This is a genomic window from Candidatus Arsenophonus phytopathogenicus, assembly GCF_056113345.1.
The window spans coordinates 20,074-41,777 of sequence record NZ_JBUIOB010000016.1 but is presented as its reverse complement, the minus strand read 5'-3'; the positions used below and the strand labels follow the sequence as shown (position 1 = coordinate 41,777).

Below are 21,704 nucleotides of genomic sequence, written 5' to 3'. Positions count from 1 at the left end.
CAATCTGCAAAATCTATCACATTTATAACTTAATTCGTTTAATTACGGAGAAATTTTTATGTCTAAATTAGTTATTATTGAAAATACCGTTGTTCGTCAAGACGCTTTTGGGCGTTATTGTCTTAATGATTTACACCGTGCGGCAGTTGCTCAGGGTAAAGCGACAGAATCTCAGCGGCCATCAAACTTCCTTAAATCAGAAGGAGTAAGTAATTTTGTACAAAAAGCAAGCGAAGCTACGAAAATAGCTTCGGTCAATATTATCAAAGGTGGCCTTGAATCTGGCAGCTTTGCAGTTGAAATTATCGCCATCCGATATGCAGCATGGATAGACCCTGCTTTTGAAGTTCAGGTTTACGAGCGGTTTAGGGATTCAATAAAAAGCAATAACGGTGTACTTGTCGAAAAAGTACACGCTGGCTTAGCCATGATCGCTTTTTATAAGCAGGAACTACGTATCGCCCCTTCTGGTCTACTGGGCGCAATGAAAAAACTGCAATCTTCCCTTGGTATGCCTGACATACTTCCTGCTTACGCTGTTGATGCGCCAGAGGGGAGTTTAACAGGTTCAAGTGAAGTGACACACTCCTTTACTGAGCTTTTATTGCTTCATGGCAAACCCTATACGGCACAATCTGGTTATCGGCGGCTACAACTGCTAGGACTTGCTGAGCGTAAATCGCGTCCAAGTAGCAAACATCCTGATAAGGAAAAATTATTCTGGCCATTGACAGAAAAAGGATTGCAGTTTGGTAAAAATCTGACTGACCCTAACAATCCCCGTCAGACTCAACCTCACTTCTACGATAACCAGTTTCCTAGGCTGTTAGGTGTAATGATGAACGGGATTGCAGCATAATAAAACATTGACGAAAGAAGAAATCATGCGCTATAGTTTATTTGCATCTGATAAATCAGGTGTCAGGTTTAGCAGCCTGCCGTAAACTACCGCGACATATGCACGCCGCGAGCGTGTTTTTTAATGTCGTAATCTGGCCGCAATTCAATGGTGGGCTGGATGGGGCAGCTGAAAAGCTGGCCGGTCGGTAGTTCCGGTACTGCTAATCCTGTTCAGTTCACCACCAATAAGTTTAGCAGCTTAGAGGGTGATAATTAAAATACTACCATCGGAGGTCATACTATGACTACCCCACAAGCTATCTCATTTTCTTTCCAAGAAACTCATAACGTACGAATCCAAGTAATAGATGGTGAGCCGTGGTTCTGCCTTAAAGATGTATGTGAAATTTTAGATATATCACGTTCATCTGACTTAGTGCAGATCTCAAAGGAATTCGTTAAAAACGAACCCCTTAAAAATACACGAGGAACTCTTGACCCACGTGGAGTAGAAAAAATCTACACCCTTACAAAAGGCGGAAACCAACAACTTGTTTATGTGAATGAACCTAACCTTTATCGTGTGATTTTCCGTAGTAATAAGCCAGAAGCAAAACAATTTCAGGATTGGGTATTTAATGAAGTCCTCCCCTCGATTCGCAAAACGGGTAAATATGAGCACCCTCAACCCCACCCGAAAGCTGTAGAGCGTTTTAGCCATTCGGATACACGTAACCTGACGCATTTAGTCTGGTGTATGACAAATGGCTTTTGGTTTGAACGTTCATGGAGTAATGCGGTGTGGCTGGCGTTACGTGAAGTGACCCGCACACAATCACCGGAGCGTTTTCAGGTGGAGCATATACCGTTAATGGCTGAAGAGTGCCGGCGCATTTACTACATCACTGAGTCACTGCGCAACATTATTAATAACGCTGAAAAACAGACGATTAAGCGACTGTTACGTAAACGTGAAAATGTCGATACGGTACTCACGGAGATCAAACAGCTTTTTGAGCATTTTCACCATCAACAAATAGAGATAATCAGCGCTCGCACCGATCAGTGGTACGAAGGTGAGTTGACCCATTTCTTAGAACGTCACTAAATAATCTTAACGCCCCTGTCTAAGGGGCTATTTGTTTATCAATTTCATTATTGAGGAATTTCTTTATGTCAAATTTAATGAACATCGAAACAAAAAACATTAACGGTGGATTAATCCAAACGGTTAATGCCCGTGATTTACATGCGTTTTTGGAAATTGGCAAAGATTTTACCACATGGATAAAAGACAGGATTAAGCAATATGGATTTGTTGAAAATCAGGACTAAATAATTGTAGAAAATTTGAGCTCCCCAAAATTGGGGAGTGCAAAATCCCGTCAACGTCCGATGAAAGACTACTGCATCAGTATCGACATGGCGAAAGAGCTATCAATGGTTGAGCGCAACGAAAAAGGTAAACAGTCCAGCCATTACTTTATTGAATGTGAAAGACGGATTTTACAACCCCAAACATCACTACCAACAACAAAAGAACTTGCTTTGATGGTAGTCCATGCCGAGGAAGAGAAAGAAAAGCTATTACTGGAAAATAAAAGTCTCTCAACAGAAGTCGATTGCCTCAAGAATCTCTTTAAAGAAGGTATGACCTCTACCCAATTTAGCAAAATGCTTAACGGGGTAAACAGTCAACAAATAAATCATTTTCTGGCAGAACGTAAATGGCTCTACAACGACAGTAAATCTGGCAACAATTTACGCTGGCGCGTGGCCTCTAACGCTCGGGATAAATATTTAACCGAAAAACAAAATGAAATCAGCCCTCACGGTACGAATAGTTTCATTACGTATCGTACTGTTTTGCTTAGAAAAGGCGCACAACGACTTTATGAATGGTATCTGGATAATAAATTACTCATGAAAAAGAACTGGAACGGATTACACACGCATGACAAAACTATCCCTGTTGTCGACTGAACAAAGTACAATTGTAAAACCCTTCACCCCTCGCCCTTACCAAGAAATCATCACTAACTTTATTATGGATACTCTACGCTCAAATGTCTGGGCCGGTATGGGAATGGGCAAAACAGCAGCAACCCTGACAGCATTAGAAAATCTTTATTTATCAGGCAGTGAAACCAAACCCACATTGGTGTTAGCCCCTTTACGGGTAGCCCAATCCACCTGGCCGGATGAAGCGCTTAAATGGAGCCACCTCCATAATGTCGAAGTACAGCCCATTATTGGTACTGCCAAAGCACGGATGGCAGCACTCAAAAATACCCATGCCAGCGTATTTACTATCAATTATGACAATCTTGTCTGGCTGGTTGACATCCTTGGAGACAGCTGGCCTTTTGGCACGATTATCGCCGATGAGAGCACACGGTTAAAATCATTCCGGCTACGTAAAGGCGGTAAACGCACAGCCGCACTCGCCAAAATCGCGCATAAATCGGTTCATCGCTGGGTAAATCTGACCGGTACGCCTTCACCCAATGGGCTGATGGACTTATGGGGGCAAGCGTGGTTTGTTGACCAGGGCGAACGGCTAGGCAGAACGCATAATGCGTTTACGTCCCGCTGGTTTAACCGTATCCAGTTTCCTGGGCAGCAATGGAGTAAGTTTGAGCCTTTAGAGTTTGCGCATCTACAAATTCAGTTAGCCCTTAGCGATGTCACCTTATCTCTTAATGCCGCCGACTGGTTTGATATCGACGAACCTGTTCGCAACGTTATCAACATTACGTTACCTGCAAAAGCGCGAGCGCACTATCAGGCCATGGAAAAAGAACTGTTTCTTGAGTTGGGCGACAGTGCGATCGAAGCATTAAATGCCGCTGCCAAAACAATAAAATGTTTGCAAATTGCAGCAGGCGCTATCTATAGCGATGACAATCACAACTGGACAGTGATACACGATGCCAAAATCCAGGCGCTGGAAAGTATTATCAATGAAGCCGGCGGGATGCCAGTTCTGGTTGCTTATCACTGGAAGCATGACCTGGAGCGTTTATTAAAAGCCTTTCCAAAAGGCAAAATGTTAGACGCTAACCCACAAACCCTTACCGACTGGAATAATGGCAAAATCCCAGTGCTCTTTGCCCATCCTGCGAGCTGTGGACACGGCTTAAATTTACAGGACGGCGGTAATATCCTGGTGTTTTTCTCCCACTGGTGGGACTTGGAGCAGTACCAGCAAATTATCGAACGTATCGGCCCTACGCGTCAAGCGCAAGCCGGACACAATCGTCCTGTCTTTATCCATCATATCGTCGCTAAAGATACGCTTGATGAAGTGGTCATGGAAAGGCGCAATTCAAAACGAGCAATACAGGACTTATTACTGGAAGCGATGAGAAGAAAATAACAGCATTTAATTAAAGGAGCCCATCATGTGGATTTTAATCCTGGCCATGTACGCCAGCCCTTATGCATCAAGCAACTTTGCAAGTGTTCATACACAGGAATTTGATACTGAAAATATGTGTCAATTCGCTGCTAAACAGTTTGAGCAGGAATTTGAAACTTTCAAGGATATCAACGCCAAATCGATTTGCGTTAAGAAATAAACTAATTTCATCGAGGTTCAATTATGAAACTTAACATCATTAAATTATTAATCACGACATTATTGTTTATTAGTGTAGCGTTTGCCTTTGAGCTGATAGTAGAACATCTATCCCATGTTGATACAACACCACCGGCAATATTCCCCGAGATCAAATGGGGTAATGAAGCATTGAGCGGATTACAGTTAGACGGAAAAGAGATGGAGGACATATTCGTACTGTTAGGCACTATGGCATTGATTTATATCATAATATTATGGCCTAAGCTAAAAAAGTAGTTCACACCAGAACGGCATTATCCCCCCATGATCAATATCGCTTAACAAACATCCATATTCATTCATCAATTTTAATATTGAAGGATAACTATATGCAGAATTTAATCAATAACCGGAGAAATCCTATGAATAATGATAGTAAAATACGAGGTATGACTATGTTATTTAATACCCCACTCAGATATCCCGGTGGTAAAGCAAAATTATCCAATTTTGTCATGAAAATTATTGAAAAAAATAATCTTCACGATCTACATTATGCAGAACCGTTTGCTGGGGGGGCAGGACTAGCATTAAACTTACTTACTAAGGGATATGCGAAGAAAATTTATTTAAACGATATCAACCCAGCTATTTATGCATTTTGGTATAGTATAATTAACCATACACATGATTTTTGCAAAAAAATTGAGAAAACAGATGTCACAATTGATGAATGGCATCATCAACGGAAGATTATGGTACATGCCAAATCTAGCAATATTTTCGAACTAGGATATTCAACTTTTTTTCTAAATAGAACTAACCGTTCTGGTATCCTTTTGGGAGGAATTCTTGGAGGAAAAGAACAAAAAGGTAATTGGAAATTAGATGCCAGATTTAATAAATACAACTTAATTGAACGAATTGAGCGAATATCAAAATATAAAAATAATATAATTATTTCTAATTTAGATGCCAGAGAATTTATACAAAAGACAATTAAACAATTACCAATAAATTCTTTAACATATTTTGATCCACCATATTATGTAAAAGGAAAAGGTTTATATGAAAATCATTACATACATGAAGATCATGAAGTAATTGCTAATATCATTCAGACTGAAATATCAACTCCATGGATTGTTTCATATGATAATGTAGAACCAATACAAAAAATGTATTCAAAATCTAAATTTTTATCATATGACATAAACTACAGCGTTCAAAATAAATACAAAGGCTCCGAAATAATGTTTTTTAGTAAACAATTAAATTTTCCTGTAGAAAAATATCCCACAAAAACAAAAATATAAAATGATACGTTAATAATTTTAGAAAAATTTATCTTTTTAAAATCAATTTATTACATTATTATTTACGCGGGTTCAACTCCCGCCAGCTCCACCAAATTTGCATCTTAAACAATAAAAAATCCGGTATTTACAATAAGTTACGGGGTTTTTATGTACTTTACAGTCTGATTTGATCCCCTCCAAACTAATTCTTTTCGGGTCATTAATAGAACCCGACGAAAAGATCTAATGTTTCTGTTGGATCTAAAAACACAGAGCAACCACTCTGGCAATACCAAAACAAAGCATCAAACAGCGCAGCAAATAAATCCTAATACTCTTCCCCACAAATCATATGCCCTGACCTAACAAAGCACGAAGATAAACTTTTCGCTCTTCGTTATTGGTTTTCTGTGGGGCAATGAAGCGCCTGAGAATAGTGTGAGTTTTTGAATAATCTACAGAGCTAATAAAGGAAAAAACCCTATGAATGAATCCCCTTTTATCAAAACCAGTGAACTTGCAAAAAGGTACAGAGTGTCAACTCACACTATCAGACTGTGGGCGGGTAACGGATACCAACGGCGGGAAGGTTTTCCACGCCCTCGATTTAGATCTGATGAGCTTAATTTCGCCCGGCAGGATATTCTGGATTGGGAGAGGGGTAAACGATTTGATTAACTTTATTCCACCAGCATTCATAAGCTGCCCTCTGCTCCTCAAGGTAGGTATGCTTATCGTATACCTGCCAAACCCCCGGTAACTTATGACCTAACATGATTTCAGCAACATGAGGCTGGGTTAGCTCCGCAACGCCCGTGCGCATGGTTTTACGTAAATCGTGAATTGACCAGTGGGTATAGTTCTCAAATCTGCTAGCCATTTTTTTGTTAAGAGCGGTAATCAAAACAACATGACCACCTACACATAATGTTTTACCCTCTGAGACGGTAAATAAATAATCACTACCATGACTCAATTTTTTAGCAGTTTTTATCAATTCCTCTGCCGCTGGAATAATAGGCCGGATAATGGGCTTTTTGCTTTTTCGCCCTGTTTTATGATTTTCGGGCGGTACTGTCCATATTCCTTTAGTAAAATCGAAATCGGTCATTTTCGCTTTTAGCAATTCCCCTATCCGGCAACCAAACAACAACGCCAGTTTGATTATCAAGGCGTTTCTGGGATTGTAGCCTGGCGCATCAATTAACGTAAATAGTACCCTGAGTTCATCGTTGCTCAACATCCTTTCGCCCTGTTGTGCTTTCACCCCTAAATCCTGTGATGTTACATCGATAAGTGGATTTGAAGAAATAATCCCCCTACGTACCCCCCATCGATGGGCGGTTTTGGCATAACGTAAGATCCGCGCACCAATTGTCGGTTTTACTTTTACCACTTCTTCAATTAGGGATAACCAGACATGCAAGTGGGTTTCGTCATGGGGTAGATTGCCGATCTCGGGGAAAACATAAATTTCAAATGACCGTAGTATCTCGCCAGCTTTTACCTGTGCATTTTTTAGCGATTTATCCCACCAGTCGCGAATAACCGATTCAACCGTGTGCGCATAAATCGACTGTTGTTTACGCGTGCGTTTGACTACTTTAGGGTCTCTGTGTTGTTCTAGTTCACGACGGTAAAAAAGCGCACTATCACGCGCATCTTTTAAACTCATTGCCGGATACGTTCCAATATCTATCCGATCACCTTTCCCCTGCCAACGATAGCGATATTGAAAAATCACCTTACCTTTTGGAGTCACGCGAACTGATAAACCCTCTCTGTCTGATTTAGTCACCATTTTAGCTTGGGATTTACCATTTACCGCTCTTAACCATGAATCACTCAGTGCCATCTTTTTTTCTCCTTGCGTCTTTTTTATATAATATTTTATGTACACCAATATGTACATAAATTTGATGACACAAGGATTATAATAGGCGACTAAAAACAGCTATTCTATACTGAGATAAAAAATAAAATAAATATAAAACAACAAATTAATTATAAAAAGATATGCTATTGATGACTATTAACGATTGGGGGTGATAGTTATTTATTACTTTTTTAATAAATAATATCCCTGCCAACATCCCCACAAAAAACTTATAGCTAAAATAGCAATAAATTTTGTTAAATAAAATGGAATAAACCAAAATAAACAGAATATGACAAAAAACCATAATTGTAATGATTTATGTGGTAATTGAGATAAAAAAGTAAAGGTAATAATACCAATATTACAGCCACTGACGCTGAATTAATATTTATCTGCAGCCTATTTATATGAGCTGACATTTTTTTCATATAGCTCTTCCCTGGCCAGATCTATATTACGAAAATTAGTATTAATATTGAATTTTTTCAAAAGGATAAATGAGATTGTATATAAAAGGTCAAAATAATATTTATCCCTTTTCTACTATTTTCATTTTTTTGCGAGATTATTCTCAACTGATGTTAAGTTAAGAAAATTTATTTTTTGATTATAAAATTTTATTATTATTTTTTAATAATTAAATGTCTTATAACAATAAGGAGAGGTTTTAATAATTCAAAAAATTGTATTGGAAAAATTGACCTGAGCGCGGCAATAAAAAATGGCGCCTTAATTAAGACACCATTTTAAGAGAATAAATAAATTAAATTTGTTAATATTTATGCATAAATATTAACACGATCACGTAATTCTTTACCCGGCTTGAAGTGAGGAACATGTTTTCCTTTCAAATCAACTTTATCACCCGTTTTCGGATTACGGCCTATACGCGGTGCACGGTAATGAAGAGAAAAACTGCCGAATCCGCGGATCTCAATACGCTTTCCCTTAGCAAGTGTTATTGCCATATGATCAAGCATTTCTTTCACAGCTTCTTCAATAAATTTTGCTGGTATATGAGCTAATTGGTTAATAAGTGTTTCAATTAATTCAGACCTGGTCATAGTACCTCCCCTAAACTACCGTTACGGGGCAACAAAATGTTGCCCTATGATTAACTTAATTATTCGCCTTTCGCTGCTTTGAACGCTTCTGCCATCGCATTATTGGCAAAATTGGTATCTTCCTGTTTGTTCACAGAAGCAATGGTATCTTTTTCATCTGCTTTATCTTTTGCACGAACAGATAAGGTAATGATACGGTTTTTGCGATCAACACCAGTATATTTAGCTTCAACTGTATCGCCAACGTTCAATACTTGAGTAGTATCTTCCACGCGATCACGTGAAGCTTCAGATGCACGTAAGTGACCTTCAACACCAGAAGCCAACTCAATCGTTGCTCCTTTCGCATCAACAGCCACTACTTTACCGGTAACGATGACACCTTTCTTATGAGCAGACAGATAGTTATTAAATGGATCTTCCGCTAACTGTTTAATACCCAAAGAAATACGTTCACGTTCAGCGTCAACTTGCAATACAACTGCAGCGATTTCATCGCCTTTTTTGTATTCACAAACCGCTTCTTCACCTGCAACATTCCAAGAAATATCAGACAGATGAACTAAACCATCAATACCACCTTCTAAACCGATGAAGATACCAAAATCAGTAATAGATTTTATTTTACCTTCTACCCGATCATTCTTATTGTGCGTTTCTGCAAATTGCTGCCATGGATTTGGTTTACACTGTTTCAAACCTAATGAGATACGACGACGCTCTTCGTCAATATCCAGAACCATAACTTCAACAACATCACCCACATTAACAACTTTAGATGGATGGATATTTTTATTAGTCCAATCCATTTCGGAAACGTGTACTAAACCTTCAACACCTTCCTCAATTTCAACAAAGCAGCCATAATCAGTAAGATTAGTGACTCGCCCTGTCAACTTAGTGCCTTCTGGATAACGCTTAGCAATAGCTATCCATGGATCTTCCCCAAGCTGCTTCAGGCCTAAAGAAACACGTGTACGATCACGATCAAACTTCAATACTTTAACATTGATTTCATCACCAACATTCACAATTTCACTTGGGTGTTTAACACGTTTCCAAGCCATGTCAGTAATGTGTAATAAACCATCAACACCGCCCAGATCAACGAATGCACCATAGTCAGTTAAGTTCTTAACAATACCCTTAACTTCCATGCCTTCCTGCAAGTTTTCCAGTAACTGATCACGTTCTGCACTGCTTTCAGACTCAATCACAGCACGACGTGAAACAACAACGTTATTGCGTTTTTGATCCAGTTTGATAACTTTGAACTCAAGCTCTTTACCTTCCAGGTGAGTTGTGTCACGAACTGGGCGAACATCAACCAATGAACCGGGTAAAAATGCACGAATTCCTTTTAATTCTACTGTGAAACCACCTTTCACTTTGCCATTGATAATGCCCATAACTGTTTCGGCATCTTCATAGGCTTTTTCTAGCATCAGCCAAGCTTCATGACGTTTCGCTTTTTCGCGAGACAGGATAGTTTCACCGAAACCATCTTCTACTGCATCTAAAGCAACATCGATTTCATCACCAACCTGAATTTCTAGCTCACCTTGCACATTTTTAAATTGTTCTACTGGAATCGCTGATTCTGATTTCAGACCGGCATCAACTAACACGACATCTTTGTCGATAGCAACAACAACACCACGAACAATAGCCCCTGGACGGGTTTCGATACTCTGTAAAGATTCTTCAAAGAGTTGAGCAAAAGATTCTGTCATAGTAAGATCTTCAAAAATTTTAATTTTTAACTGCCATTCAGCATCCTGCCAAATGGGGTTATTTTACATACCTCGCCACACTCCTTGTTACAAAGCTTTACTTAACTGAACACAAATTCAGCTACACCAAATAGGTGTATTAACTTATTATATGTCAATATTGAGCATATTATATAGATAATATTTGCTTTTTTTTCACATAAGCAAGTACTTGCTCGATGACCCCTTCAATTGATAACTTTGTAGAATCCAGGATCAACGCATCTTTTGCAGGTACCAATGGCGCAATTAACCTATTACGATCACGATAATCACGCTCTTTAATATCAGTTAAAAGATCGCTTAATTTAACATCAAAGCTCTTTTCCTGCAACTGTTGCATTCGTCTACGAGCGCGCTCTTCAGGTGTGGCATCAAGAAAAATCTTTACCGGTGCGTCTGGGAAAACCACCGTTCCCATGTCACGACCGTCAGCAATCAAACCCGGTTTAGTGCGAAATGCTCTTTGCCGACGCAATAATGCTTCTCTAACGCGAGGAAAAGTTGCGCTAAGAGATGCCGTATTACCAACAACTTCGCTACGAATTGCATTACTAACATCCTCCCCCTCAAGCATAACAGCTAATTCGTTTTCTCTTGGTTCAAAACGGACATCAAGATTAGCCGCTAATGGAACTAATGCTTCTTCAGAGTTAATATCAACATGATGATGTAATGCTGCTAAAGCCAGAACACGGTAAATGGCGCCAGAATCAAGTAACTGCCAGCCCAGTTTATTTGCCAATGCCTGACATAATGTACCTTTACCTACGCCACTTGGACCATCAACTGTGAAAACGGGGGGTAAAACCACCATTATACTCCTCCTTTGTGATAGAAATGCAATTTAGCAACTACTTTCTATCAGGCTAATAAGTACCCTATTATACTCAATTCATTCTATTAAGGAAAACAAAGAGATATTTAGAGCAAATTTAGCGTTGCAAACATAATACTCGTCGTTCAGTATTGTACTAATTTTTAGGCATACACTAGTATCGATAACTTAATTTTTCTAGTTGATTAAAGTAGTCTAGAAAAGTCTTGGCGGTACAATTTGGATCCAAAATGGTGACCGGCGTATCTGACAACGCGACAAGTGAAAAGCACATCGCCATACGATGATCATTATAAGTTGCTATTTCAGCATGCTGTAATAATTTAGGCGGTAAAATACGTATATAATCACGACCTTCTTCCGCTTTTGCACCAACTTTTGTTAATTCAGTCGCCATCGCCGTTAATCTGTCAGTTTCTTTTACCCGCCAGTTATGGATATTACGAATAATCGTTTCACCACGGGCAAAGAGCGCCAGAGTCGCAACCGTCATCGCCACATCGGGGATCGCATTCATATCCATATCAATACCAATTAACTCACCTCGTTGACATTCGATATAATCTTTACCCCAACGTATTTTGGCACCCATTTTTTCTAGTACAGCAGCGAATTGGGTATCGCCTTGCAAGCTATCTTTGCCAATACCTGTTACCCTAACGGTACCACCTTTAATTGCTGCCGCAGCTAAAAAATAAGAGGCAGAAGAGGCATCGCCCTCAACAAGATAATCCCCTGGTGAAATATAGTGTTGTCCGGCTTTAATATGAAATCGACAATAGTGTTGATTGTCTACTTCAACGCCAAAATCACACATCAGTGCCAGAGTCATGTCAATATAGGGTTTAGAAACCAGCTCACCTTTTATCTGAATAGTCGTATCATTAAGCGCTAAAGGTGCGGCCATTAAAAGAGCTGTTAAAAATTGGCTAGATACGCGCCCATCTACTGTGATATTCCCACCGCGAAAGCCACCTTTTATCCTTATAGGCGGATAACCAGGTTGCTCAAGATAATCAATATTTGCTCCACCTTGCTGTAGCGCATCAATAAGATGGCCAATAGGTCGCTGTTTCATTCTGGGCTCGCCGGTTAAGACAATATCATTGTCCGCAGATGCTAAAACCGCAGTTAATGGGCGCATAGCCGTGCCGGCATTACCGAGAAAAATGTCTAAACCTTTTTTATGGCTAAAATAATGCCCGCCACCTTTTACAATACACGTGGTGAGATCCTGGGATAATTGATATTCGACACCCAATGCTGTCAAAGCATTAAGCATATGACGAATATCATCACTAGCAAGAAGATTAGTTAAAACGGTTTTGCCTTGCGCTAATGCAGCTAACAATAATACCCTGTTAGAAATACTTTTCGAGCCAGGAAGATTGATAGTACCTTCAACGTAAGAAATGGGTTGTATTGTCAGGGCTTGCATTAATAATAGACTCTCCAATAACGAAGTTGGATAAATTATTTAAATCACATTTATATTCATTTGATAGGGTTAGACGATATCACTACCAATCTAACCACAAAGGATTATTTAATTTATTTATTCTGATGTTCAAAAGCAATCATAAAATCAACTAGCTTCTGTACACCAGCCAGGGGCATAGCATTATAAATTGAAGCACGCATGCCACCTGCAGCTTTATGCCCTTTCAGGAAAAGTAGCCCTTGCCGCTCTGCCGCTTTGATAAATTCATCATCTAAGTTAGGTTTTACCATTTGGAATGGAATATTCATGACCGAACGATTAACTGGATCGATTCGATTAATATAAAACTGGCTATTATCAATAACATCATACAGTAAGCGGGCTTTTTGTTGATTGCGTTTTTCTATTTCTTGTAAGCCACCCTGCTGTTTTAACCATTTAAACACCATACCCGATAGATACCAGGCAAAAGTTGGGGGCGTATTGTACATTGAGTCATTTTTAGCCAATATGGTGTAATCAAGGATAGAAGGGGTAGCCTTTCTCGCCCAACCTAACAAATCTTCCCGAATGATAACCAATGTGATGCCTGCTGGCCCAATATTTTTTTGCGCACCAGCATAAATAACACCAAAACGGCTGACATCAAGTGACCGTGATAAGATAGCTGAGGAGTAATCAGCAATAACAATTTTATCGGCCGAAAAATCAGGTAGTGTGTGGATAGCTATACCATCAATCGTTTCATTCGGGCAATAATGAAGGTATTTGGCACTGGTCGTTAATGACCATTTATCCATCGGTTGCACGCTTAAATAAGCTGATTTTTCCAGCCGAATATCAATCTCATTGACAGCACAATATTTTGCTGCCTCTTGCGCAGCAGACTTTGCCCAATAGCCACCAACAATATAGTCAACGGTTTCATCAGGTTGAAATAAATTTAATGGCAAGGCGGCAAATTGACCTCTAGCACCACCGTGACAAAAAAGGATTTTATAATTATCGGGTATTTTGAGTAATTGACGTAGATTTTGTTCCGCTTCTTTAACTATCTCCATAAATGCTTCACTTCGATGACTTATTTCCATCACCGAAACACCCATACCGTTCCAATTACAAAGTTCTTGTTGTGCACGATGTAAAACTTCTACCGGTAACATGGCCGGACCAGCGCTAAAATTATATACCTGACTCATCACCCACCCTTATTGACCTAATTAAACTTTTACTTTTATTTAATCTCTGGTTAGGTTTTAACATTACCACTGAACAGCTATAAATAAAACAACTGGCCGGCAAACAGCATTTTTCTGATAACCAATTAATACTTATCAAACATCGCTTGAATTTTTATTGGATCATGGGTTTGAGTCAAGGCTAACTGTAGTAAAACCCGAGCCTTCTGCGGATTCAAACGTTCTACAGCAACAAATCCATATTTACTATCATCCACTTCTGCATCGCGAGTTGTAAAACCTGTTGGCACACGACCAGCGCGAACAACTCCTATGCCTTGTTTTACTGCATCGGCCAATACATTAAAAATTTTGTTATACATATTACCGTTACCCAAACCATAACTAAAAATCACTTTATATATTAATTACTTGTATTGTATCGCCGATGCATTTGAATAATTATAAACAATGCCAACTTTAGGTAATTTATCTAACTGACTAACATCAAAAATTGCGTTCTGCGCTCTGGGTTGAGCCGCGTTTAAATAGTGCACTTTGCCATTGTAAATAAAACCTTCAGCGCCAGCATTAACAGCTTCAAATGCTTCAACAAAGTTGGTATTCATTTTAACCACATTACGACCACTAATAACTTTATCGTCCATGGCTAATAAGACACCTCGTTTGGCCGCCTCTTTATCAGTGGCAACAATAAAGGCGTTATAGAGATTTAACGGCCCATCAACACCTAATGCTGTGGCAGGCTTCATCGCACCAACCATTACAATTGGTTTATGACAGTGGGTGGTTAAATCTAAAAAATAAGCAATTTCCTCTAGCGTGTCAGTACCATGAGTAATGATAAAACCAGCTGTTTTGTCACAATCGGCATTAATTTTCTTCGCTAAAGTTAACCATACCTGATCATTCATATCTTGCGAACCGATATTAACAATTTGTTCGCCATTAAGATGCGCAATTTTCTTTATTTCAGGTACCGCATTAATTAATGCATCAATACTCACTTTACCGGCTGTATATTGGGATTGAGTCGCTGAATCACCGCCACCAGCTATCGTACCTCCAGTGGCTAGTACCGTAATGGTTGGTAAGGCAGAAGCAGCACTGTTAGTTAACAACATAGCACCCACTAACAAAGAAATATTTAACTTCTTCATAATAAAATACCATTTTAAAAATTTGGTAAATTATATAAAATGCAAAATATATTTCTGTTATTTCCAGAAAAATAGCTATTAATTTCAATATTGCATTTTGCTACTGTGACCTATCGAATAGAGAAGCAAACAAAAATGCCGTATTATCTGCTTTTAGTTATCAAAAACGAATAAGTAACCAATTTATGAGCCAAACCTTTATTCCTGGCAAAGATGCCGCATTAGAAGATTCTATTACCACATTTCAGCAACAACTTAAAAAACTCAGTTTTCATATTGAAGAGGCCTCTTGGTTAAATCCAGTACCGAATGTCTGGTCAGTCCATATCCGTGATAGAGACTGCCCTATGTGTTTTACTAACGGTAAAGGTGCCAGTAAAACAGCCGCCTTGGCCTCTGCACTGGGGGAATATTTTGAACGTTTAGCAACCAATTACTTTTTCGCTGATTTTTATCTAGGCGCTAAAATTGCAAATGGTAATTTTGTCCACTATCCCAATGAAAAGTGGTTTGCTCTAACATCGGACGATCACTTACCTGAAGGAATGTTGAATGCAAAATTACGTGCTTTCTACGATCCTGATAATAATCTGTCCGCTAGTATGCTGATTGATTTACAATCAAGTAATAGAGCCCGTGGGATTTGTACGTTACCTTTTATCCGCAACAAACGGTTTATATTCCAATGAATATTATTGGTAATCTGTATGTGTCCAATGGCATGTCAGCCGGTAATACGCAAGATGAAGCGCGGGTGCAGACATTGTCAGAGATCTTTGAGCGTCATATTAAAAACCGTATTATTCCGAGCGAATCAGTTTGCCTGTTATTCCTGAGCATGTCATGGAGCGCTATCCTGGTGTTGTTCAGGCAGTTGTAAATTAGAAAAGGAAGGTTTTCCTATTTTCTGTTTTGATGCTTCTCTCGGTGGTAAATACCCGGTTATCTGTGTGGTACTTTTTAATCCGAGTAATGGCACTTGTTTCGCTTCTTTTGGTGCCCATCCTGATTTTGGTATCGCACTTGAACGTACGGTTACCGAATTACTGCAAGGCCACAGTTTAAAAGATTTGGATGTATTTAATATGCCAACATTTGAAGATGATGAAATTGCAGAGCATACTAATCTGGAAACCCATTTTATCGATTCAAGTGGCTTAATTAGTTGGGAGCTATTTAAACGTGATACTGATTATTCCTTTGTCGATTGGAACTTTACAGGCACCACAAACTCAGAATTTGCTACTTTGATGGCGATTTTCAATCAAATGAATACTGAAGTTTATATTGCCGATTATCAGCATTTAGATGTTTATGTCTGCCGTATTATTGTTCCGGGAATATCGGATATTTATCCAGTCGACGATCTGCAGATTGCCAATAACGCGATGGCGATAGATTTACGTGATACCATTATGTCTCTGCCTGATAGTCAGTGGCAAAAAGATGATTATCTGCGGTTGTTAGGGCGGCTGGATGATAAAGGTTTTGATGATTTTACTCGTGTCCGTGAATTATTAGGTATTGCCGTTGGTAGCGGTAATGGCTGGAGCCACTTACGGATCGGTGAATTAAAATCGATGCTAGCATTGGCAGGTGGTGATTTTGCTCAAGCGCTACTATGGGTTGAATGGACGCTAGAGTTCAATTCTTCGCTATTTACTATCGAGCGAGCCAATTATTATCGCTGTCTACAAACATTACTGCAATTAACTCAAGAAGCTGAACGTCAGCCTTTTCAATACGATGAAGCTTTCAACAAAATGTATGGTCAACATGTTGTTACGGCCCCATCGAAAGCTATTGCCGGTGAAAATTGTTTTTATGGCTTATGGTCAATTGATACTGAGTTACAAACGCTGCCGGCGCATCAAGCATTACTAAATGTTTATCATAAACTGCAAATCGCTAAACAGGCTTACTTTAACTGATTAGTCAAAACTAGCAATAAATATCAGGTTAATCTTTATTGGACAAAAAACCGCTTTCAACGATAATTTAACCTGATTATTTATTTCTCAATCGTTTTTATAAAATTTTTTATAAAAATTAAAAATAAATTTTTAATTATAAATCAAATATTTATGTTAATTTTTTGGTTTTATTGCTATTTATGAACCAAATAATAATGATCTATATCAAATTTATCCGATGTCCCCTTTGTTAATATTGCTGACGCCATAATTCCTTAACTTCATAAGAGCATGTTGGTTATGAAAGCTAACAACTTGTCCAATTTATTATCACCGGCTGCAATGGCGCAACTTGCCGATAATACCGGGGTATATAAAGTTAATAAGCATCCTCGAATTACTTATTTATCTGCTATTACGGCAGGTATATTTATTTCCATTGCTTTCGTTTTTTATATTACTGTCACCACGGATATTGCTACTGTTCCTTTCGGACTGGCTAAACTTGCTGACGGTCTATGTTTTTCGTTAGGACTGATGCTGGTGGTTGTCTGTGGGGCTGATCTTTTCACTTCTACCGTGTTAACCATTGTAGCAAAAGCAACCGGCAAAGTCTCTTGGAAACAGATGTTTGTTAATTGGTTTCATGTCTACATTGGTAATCTTGTTGGTGCGCTGTTGTTCGTTGCATTAATCTGGTTTGCCGGACAGTACATGGTGGCCAATGGGGACTTAATGTTTTACAAACTGCAAATCATAAACTTGATCACACTTTTCTCGAAGCGCTTTGTTTAGGTATTTTAGCCAACTTGATGGTTTGCTTGGGTGTCTGGATGAGTTATTCAGGTCGTAGCTTGCTAGATAAAATTTTTGTATTAATTTTACCAATAGGCATGTTTGTTGCCAGTGTTTTTGAACATAGCATTGCCAACATGTTTATGATCCCGTTAGGCATCGTGATCAAAAATTTTGCATCACCGGATTTTTGGCTGATGACCGGAGTAAATGAAAGCCAGTTTTCTCATTTAACTGTGGCCAATTTTATTACAGAAAATCTTATACCTGTCACTATTGGTAATATTATCGGCGGCGCTTTGTTAGTCAGTATGACATATTGGTTAATATATTTACGTGATGGATGTAAACATTGATCGATCGCGTACCGGTTGTCAGCATTTTATTATTTAAAAATAAAGGTAAAAATATGATGTCCAAGTTAAATGAAAAATTCTCTGCTGCATGGCAAGGATTTAATCAGGGGAACTGGCAAAAAGACGTTGATGTGCGTGATTTCATCCAAAGCAATTATACTCCTTATGAAGGTTATGAATCATGTTTAGCCGGTGCAACCAAAGCGACTGATACCTTGTGGGAAAAAGTGATGCAAGGGATCAAGATCGAAAATCGTACTCATGCCCCTATCGATTTTGATACTGCTATTGCTGCCACTATTACTTCCCATGATGCCGGGTTATATTGAAAAAAAGTTAGAGCAGATTGTAGGTCTATAAACTGACGCGCCACTTAAGCGCGCATTGATCCCCTTTGGTGGCATCAAAATGGTCGAAGGTTCATGTAAAGCCTACGATCGTGAACTGGATCCAGCGTTGAAAAAAATCTTTACCGAATACCGTAAGACCCATAATCAAGGGGTATTCGATGTTTATACACCCGATATTATGAAATGCCGTAAATTAGGTATTTTGACCGGACTACCAGATGCCTATGGTCGTGGCCGGATAATCGGTGACTATCGTCGGGTAGCACATTATGGTATTGATTTTTACGTGATTATAAACTAGCTCAGTTCAACTCTCTGCAAAGTAAACTAGAGCAGGGTGAAGAACTGGAAATGACCATTCACTTACGTGAAGAGATTGCCGAGCAACAAGCACAGAAACTTATCGACCACTTAGTCATGAAACTGCGTATGGTGCGTTTTCTGCGTACCCCTGAATATGACGAGCTCTTCTCCAGTGATCCTATTTTGGGCAACCGAGTCACTGGCTGGTATGGGCGTCGATGGACGTACCTTAGTGCCGAAAAATATTTATCGTTTCCTCAATACGCTATATACGATAGGCCCTTCTCCGGAACCTAATATGACAATTCTTTGGTCAGAAAAGCTGCCACTGAATTTCAAAAAATTTGCCGCCAAAGTATCTATTGATACTTCATCAATTCAACATGAAAACGATGATTTGATGCGACCAGACTTTGACAATGATGACTATCCGATTGCCTGCTGTGTCAGCCCGATGATCGTCGGTAAACAGATGCAATTTTTCGGCGCGCGCGCAAACTTAGCCAAAACATTGCTATATACCATTAATGGTGGTATCGATGAAAAAGCTAAACTGCAAGTTGGGCCTAAAATGCCTGCCATTACCGATGATGTACTCAATTTTGATGTAGTAATGGACAGAATTGATCACTTCATGGATTGGCTAGCCACGCAATATGTAACTGCGTTGAATGTCATTCATTATATGCATGATAAATATAGCTACGAAGCAGCCTTGATGGCACTACATGATCGCGATGTTTATCGTACCATAGCGTGTGGTATTGCGAGTCTTTCCGTTGCCGCTGACTCATTATCAGCGATTAAATATGCCAAAGTTTCGCCTGTCCGTGATGAAGATGCTGTTGCGATTAATTTTAATATTACCGGTGAATATCCACAATTTGGTAATAATGATAATCGGGTCGACGATATTGCTTGCGATTTAGTCGAACGCTTCATGAAGAAGATCCAGCAATTACGGACTTACCGCAATGCTGTGCCAACCCAATCAATTCTAACCATTACCTCCAATGTGATTGTGGTCTATGGTAAAAAAACTGGTAATACTCCTGATGGCCACCGCGCTGGTGCACCTTTTGGCCCAGGCGCTAACCCAATGCATGGTCGTGATCAGAAAGGAGCCGTAGCCTCTCTGACTTCGGTGGCAAAATTACCCTTTGCTTATGCCAAAGACGGTATCTCTTATACTTTTTCTATTGTACCTAACGTATTAGGTAAAGATGATGAGGTACGTAAAACCAATCTGGCCGGACTGATGGATGGTTATTTCCACCATGAAGCCAATATTGAAGGTGGTCAACATCTAAACGTTAATGTCATGAATCGTGAAATGCTATTAGATGCGATGGAAAATCCAGAGAAATATCCTCAGCTAACTATTAGTGTTTCAGGTTATGCAGTGCGTTTTAATTCTTTGACCAAAGAACAGCAGCAAGATGTTATTACCCGTACATTTACGGAAACTATGTAACAATTTGCCGTTGGCCTAAAATAGTAGTGTATAAAAGCCCCTCTTAAAATGGGGCTTTTTAACTCCATTCAATTTTGGAGATGTTATGTCGCTAGTTGGGCGTATTCACTCTTTTGAATCTTGTGGTACGGTAGATGGCCCGGGTATTTGATTTATCGTTTTTTTCAGGGATTCTTGATGTGTTGTCTGTACTGCCATAACCGAGATACCTGGGATACCCACGGTGGTAAAGAAATTACCGTCGAAGAATTGATGAAAGAAGTGGTTAGCTATCGCCATTTTATGAATTCTTCCGGTGGCGGCGTGACCGCTTCCGGCGGTGAAACCATTTTGCAGGCTGAATTTGTTCGAGACTGGTTTCGCGCTTGTCAGCAATAAGGCATTCATACTTGTCTTGATACTAATGGTTTTGTCCGCCGTTATGATAAAGTGATCGATGAGTTACTGGATGTCACCGATTTAGTGATGTTAGATCTAAAACAACTGGACGATAGCATTCATAAGAATCTGGTTGGCGTTTCCAATCATCACACCTTAGAATTTGCCCGCTATCTGGCGAAACGTGGACAGAAAACCTGGATCCGTTATGTAGTGGTACCCAGTTGGTCAGATGATGACCAATCCGCACACTTACTAGGCCAATTTACCCGTGATATGCCCAATATCGAAAAAATAGAGCTGTTACCCTACCATGAATTAGGCAAGCATAAATGGCTAGCGATGGGGGAAGAGTACCAGCTGAGCGATATCAGACCACCATCAACGGAAACCATGGAGCGAATAAAACGTATTCTGCAAGGTTATGGCCATAAAGTAGTTTATTAATTTATTCGATGGGCGATAAAAAATTTTGTGATTTAATTTTTCAGTTTTAATAAATCGGGCTTTTTTCACGGTGGTATGAACAAAAAAAAACCTAATATTAAAAATAACTCTAAGATTAATCTGCTAATGCCGGTGGATTGATAACAAAGCGTTCAAATTGCTCTCTTTGCTTGCTGTCTTTAGATGCTAAATAGGCTAAAAGCGTGGTGGCAAAAGCAAAATAATCTGCATTTGCATAAGCTAATCTTTGAAAATCAGCCGCCTCTCCCATATTTCCGCCTCGGCTTTTATATGTCAGAAGTTGATATTTCTCTGGTACCTTACCCTCCCGTAAGCTATATAGTGGCAACGGATTTACTTAAGGAAAATTCGCTCCATAAATAAAATCTTCGGTATAAAGTGCTGCATGGGAGAATTCGTGGATTATTACCTGAGTCATAAAATCATCACCGGCTATTTTCTTGGTTTGGTACCACACATTTTAGCATTTGATTCCAAATATGGCGTTTTTTTCTCGTCCTTATAGGATACTTCTTTCTCAGCAAGTAACTTCTTGACTTGCTTTTTATCCAAAAACTAGGCATCGCCCTGAATTTTTTTTATCTCCCCCAATATCTCCAATATGATTGACGTTT

At 39.2% G+C, this 21,704-nt stretch carries 14 protein-coding genes and 6 pseudogenes; 12 read left to right on the top strand and 8 right to left on the bottom strand.

Features of this window, described 5'->3' with window-relative positions; genetic code table 11:
* Positions 1–58: 58 nt before the first annotated feature.
* The 8 genes and pseudogenes from AC01GB_RS03160 to AC01GB_RS03125 all read left to right on the top strand — a co-directional run bounded on the left by AC01GB_RS03160 (position 59) and on the right by AC01GB_RS03125 (position 5,718).
* The gene (locus AC01GB_RS03160) at positions 59–859 is read left to right on the top strand and encodes a KilA-N domain-containing protein (RefSeq protein WP_474450380.1); all 801 of its coding nucleotides are present in this window, start codon (positions 59–61) and stop codon (positions 857–859) included.
* A 282-nt stretch (positions 860–1,141) separates the two neighbouring features.
* A complete protein-coding gene (locus AC01GB_RS03155) occupies positions 1,142–1,948 on the top strand; it encodes a BRO-N domain-containing protein (protein WP_474450378.1) in 807 nt (268 codons plus the stop codon).
* Between the two features lie 65 nt (positions 1,949–2,013).
* Positions 2,014–2,235, top strand: a pseudogene (locus AC01GB_RS03150) (antA/AntB antirepressor family protein); the annotation flags it as partial.
* Complete coding sequence (locus AC01GB_RS03145) at positions 2,236–2,823, top strand: phage antirepressor KilAC domain-containing protein (RefSeq protein WP_474450399.1); 588 nt, start codon at positions 2,236–2,238, stop codon at positions 2,821–2,823. It abuts the pseudogene before it with no gap.
* On the top strand, positions 2,795–4,219 hold the full coding sequence (locus AC01GB_RS03140; protein WP_474450375.1) for an SNF2-related protein: 1,425 nt from the start codon (positions 2,795–2,797) through the stop codon (positions 4,217–4,219). Before AC01GB_RS03145 ends, AC01GB_RS03140 begins: the two co-directional genes overlap by 29 nt.
* Positions 4,220–4,244: 25 nt before the next feature.
* Complete coding sequence (locus AC01GB_RS03135; protein ID WP_474449914.1) at positions 4,245–4,421, top strand: hypothetical protein; 177 nt, start codon at positions 4,245–4,247, stop codon at positions 4,419–4,421.
* A gap of 23 nt (positions 4,422–4,444) precedes the next feature.
* Entirely contained in the window at positions 4,445–4,699 is a 255-nt protein-coding gene (locus tag AC01GB_RS03130) for a hypothetical protein (protein WP_474450373.1), read from the top strand.
* A gap of 125 nt (positions 4,700–4,824) precedes the next feature.
* A complete protein-coding gene (locus tag AC01GB_RS03125) occupies positions 4,825–5,718 on the top strand; it encodes a DNA adenine methylase (protein ID WP_474450370.1) in 894 nt (297 codons plus the stop codon).
* 604 nt (positions 5,719–6,322) lie between these two features.
* On the opposite strand, the gene AC01GB_RS03120 is transcribed toward AC01GB_RS03125, so the two are convergent.
* The 7 genes and pseudogenes from AC01GB_RS03120 to ansB form a co-directional block, all read right to left on the bottom strand.
* The gene (locus AC01GB_RS03120) at positions 6,323–7,555 is read right to left on the bottom strand and encodes a tyrosine-type recombinase/integrase (protein ID WP_474450367.1); all 1,233 of its coding nucleotides are present in this window, start codon (positions 7,553–7,555) and stop codon (positions 6,323–6,325) included.
* 803 nt (positions 7,556–8,358) lie between these two features.
* Entirely contained in the window at positions 8,359–8,643 is a 285-nt protein-coding gene (gene ihfB, locus AC01GB_RS03115) for an integration host factor subunit beta (protein WP_474450364.1), read from the bottom strand.
* A 59-nt stretch (positions 8,644–8,702) separates the two neighbouring features.
* Positions 8,703–10,376 (bottom strand): 30S ribosomal protein S1, encoded by a 1,674-nt coding sequence (gene rpsA, locus AC01GB_RS03110; protein ID WP_474450362.1) that lies wholly within the window; start codon positions 10,374–10,376, stop codon positions 8,703–8,705.
* 169 nt (positions 10,377–10,545) lie between these two features.
* Entirely contained in the window at positions 10,546–11,232 is a 687-nt protein-coding gene (gene cmk, locus AC01GB_RS03105; protein WP_474450360.1) for a (d)CMP kinase, read from the bottom strand.
* Positions 11,233–11,407: 175 nt separating this feature from the next.
* Positions 11,408–12,691: a 3-phosphoshikimate 1-carboxyvinyltransferase gene (aroA, locus tag AC01GB_RS03100; RefSeq protein WP_474450358.1), complete on the bottom strand. Its 1,284-nt coding sequence runs from the start codon at positions 12,689–12,691 to the stop codon at positions 11,408–11,410.
* Positions 12,692–12,804: 113 nt separating this feature from the next.
* On the bottom strand, positions 12,805–13,893 hold the full coding sequence (gene serC, locus AC01GB_RS03095; protein WP_474450356.1) for a 3-phosphoserine/phosphohydroxythreonine transaminase: 1,089 nt from the start codon (positions 13,891–13,893) through the stop codon (positions 12,805–12,807).
* 125 nt (positions 13,894–14,018) lie between these two features.
* Positions 14,019–15,053, bottom strand: a pseudogene (gene ansB, locus AC01GB_RS03090) (L-asparaginase 2).
* Positions 15,054–15,238: 185 nt separating this feature from the next.
* Between ansB and ycaO the strand changes: the two are divergent.
* The 4 pseudogenes from ycaO (at position 15,239) to pflA (ending at position 21,069) form a co-directional block, all read left to right on the top strand.
* Positions 15,239–16,984, top strand: a pseudogene (ycaO, locus tag AC01GB_RS03085) (30S ribosomal protein S12 methylthiotransferase accessory factor YcaO).
* A gap of 282 nt (positions 16,985–17,266) precedes the next feature.
* Positions 17,267–18,117, top strand: a pseudogene (gene focA / locus AC01GB_RS03080) (formate transporter FocA).
* Between the two features lie 56 nt (positions 18,118–18,173).
* Positions 18,174–20,244: pseudogene (locus AC01GB_RS03075) on the top strand (pyruvate formate lyase family protein).
* An 85-nt stretch (positions 20,245–20,329) separates the two neighbouring features.
* Positions 20,330–21,069 (top strand): annotated as a pseudogene (gene pflA / locus AC01GB_RS03070) (pyruvate formate lyase 1-activating protein).
* Between the two features lie 115 nt (positions 21,070–21,184).
* On the opposite strand, the gene AC01GB_RS03065 reads toward pflA, so the two are convergent.
* On the bottom strand, positions 21,185–21,340 hold the full coding sequence (locus tag AC01GB_RS03065; protein WP_474450354.1) for a hypothetical protein: 156 nt from the start codon (positions 21,338–21,340) through the stop codon (positions 21,185–21,187).
* Positions 21,341–21,704: the final 364 nt, after the last annotated feature.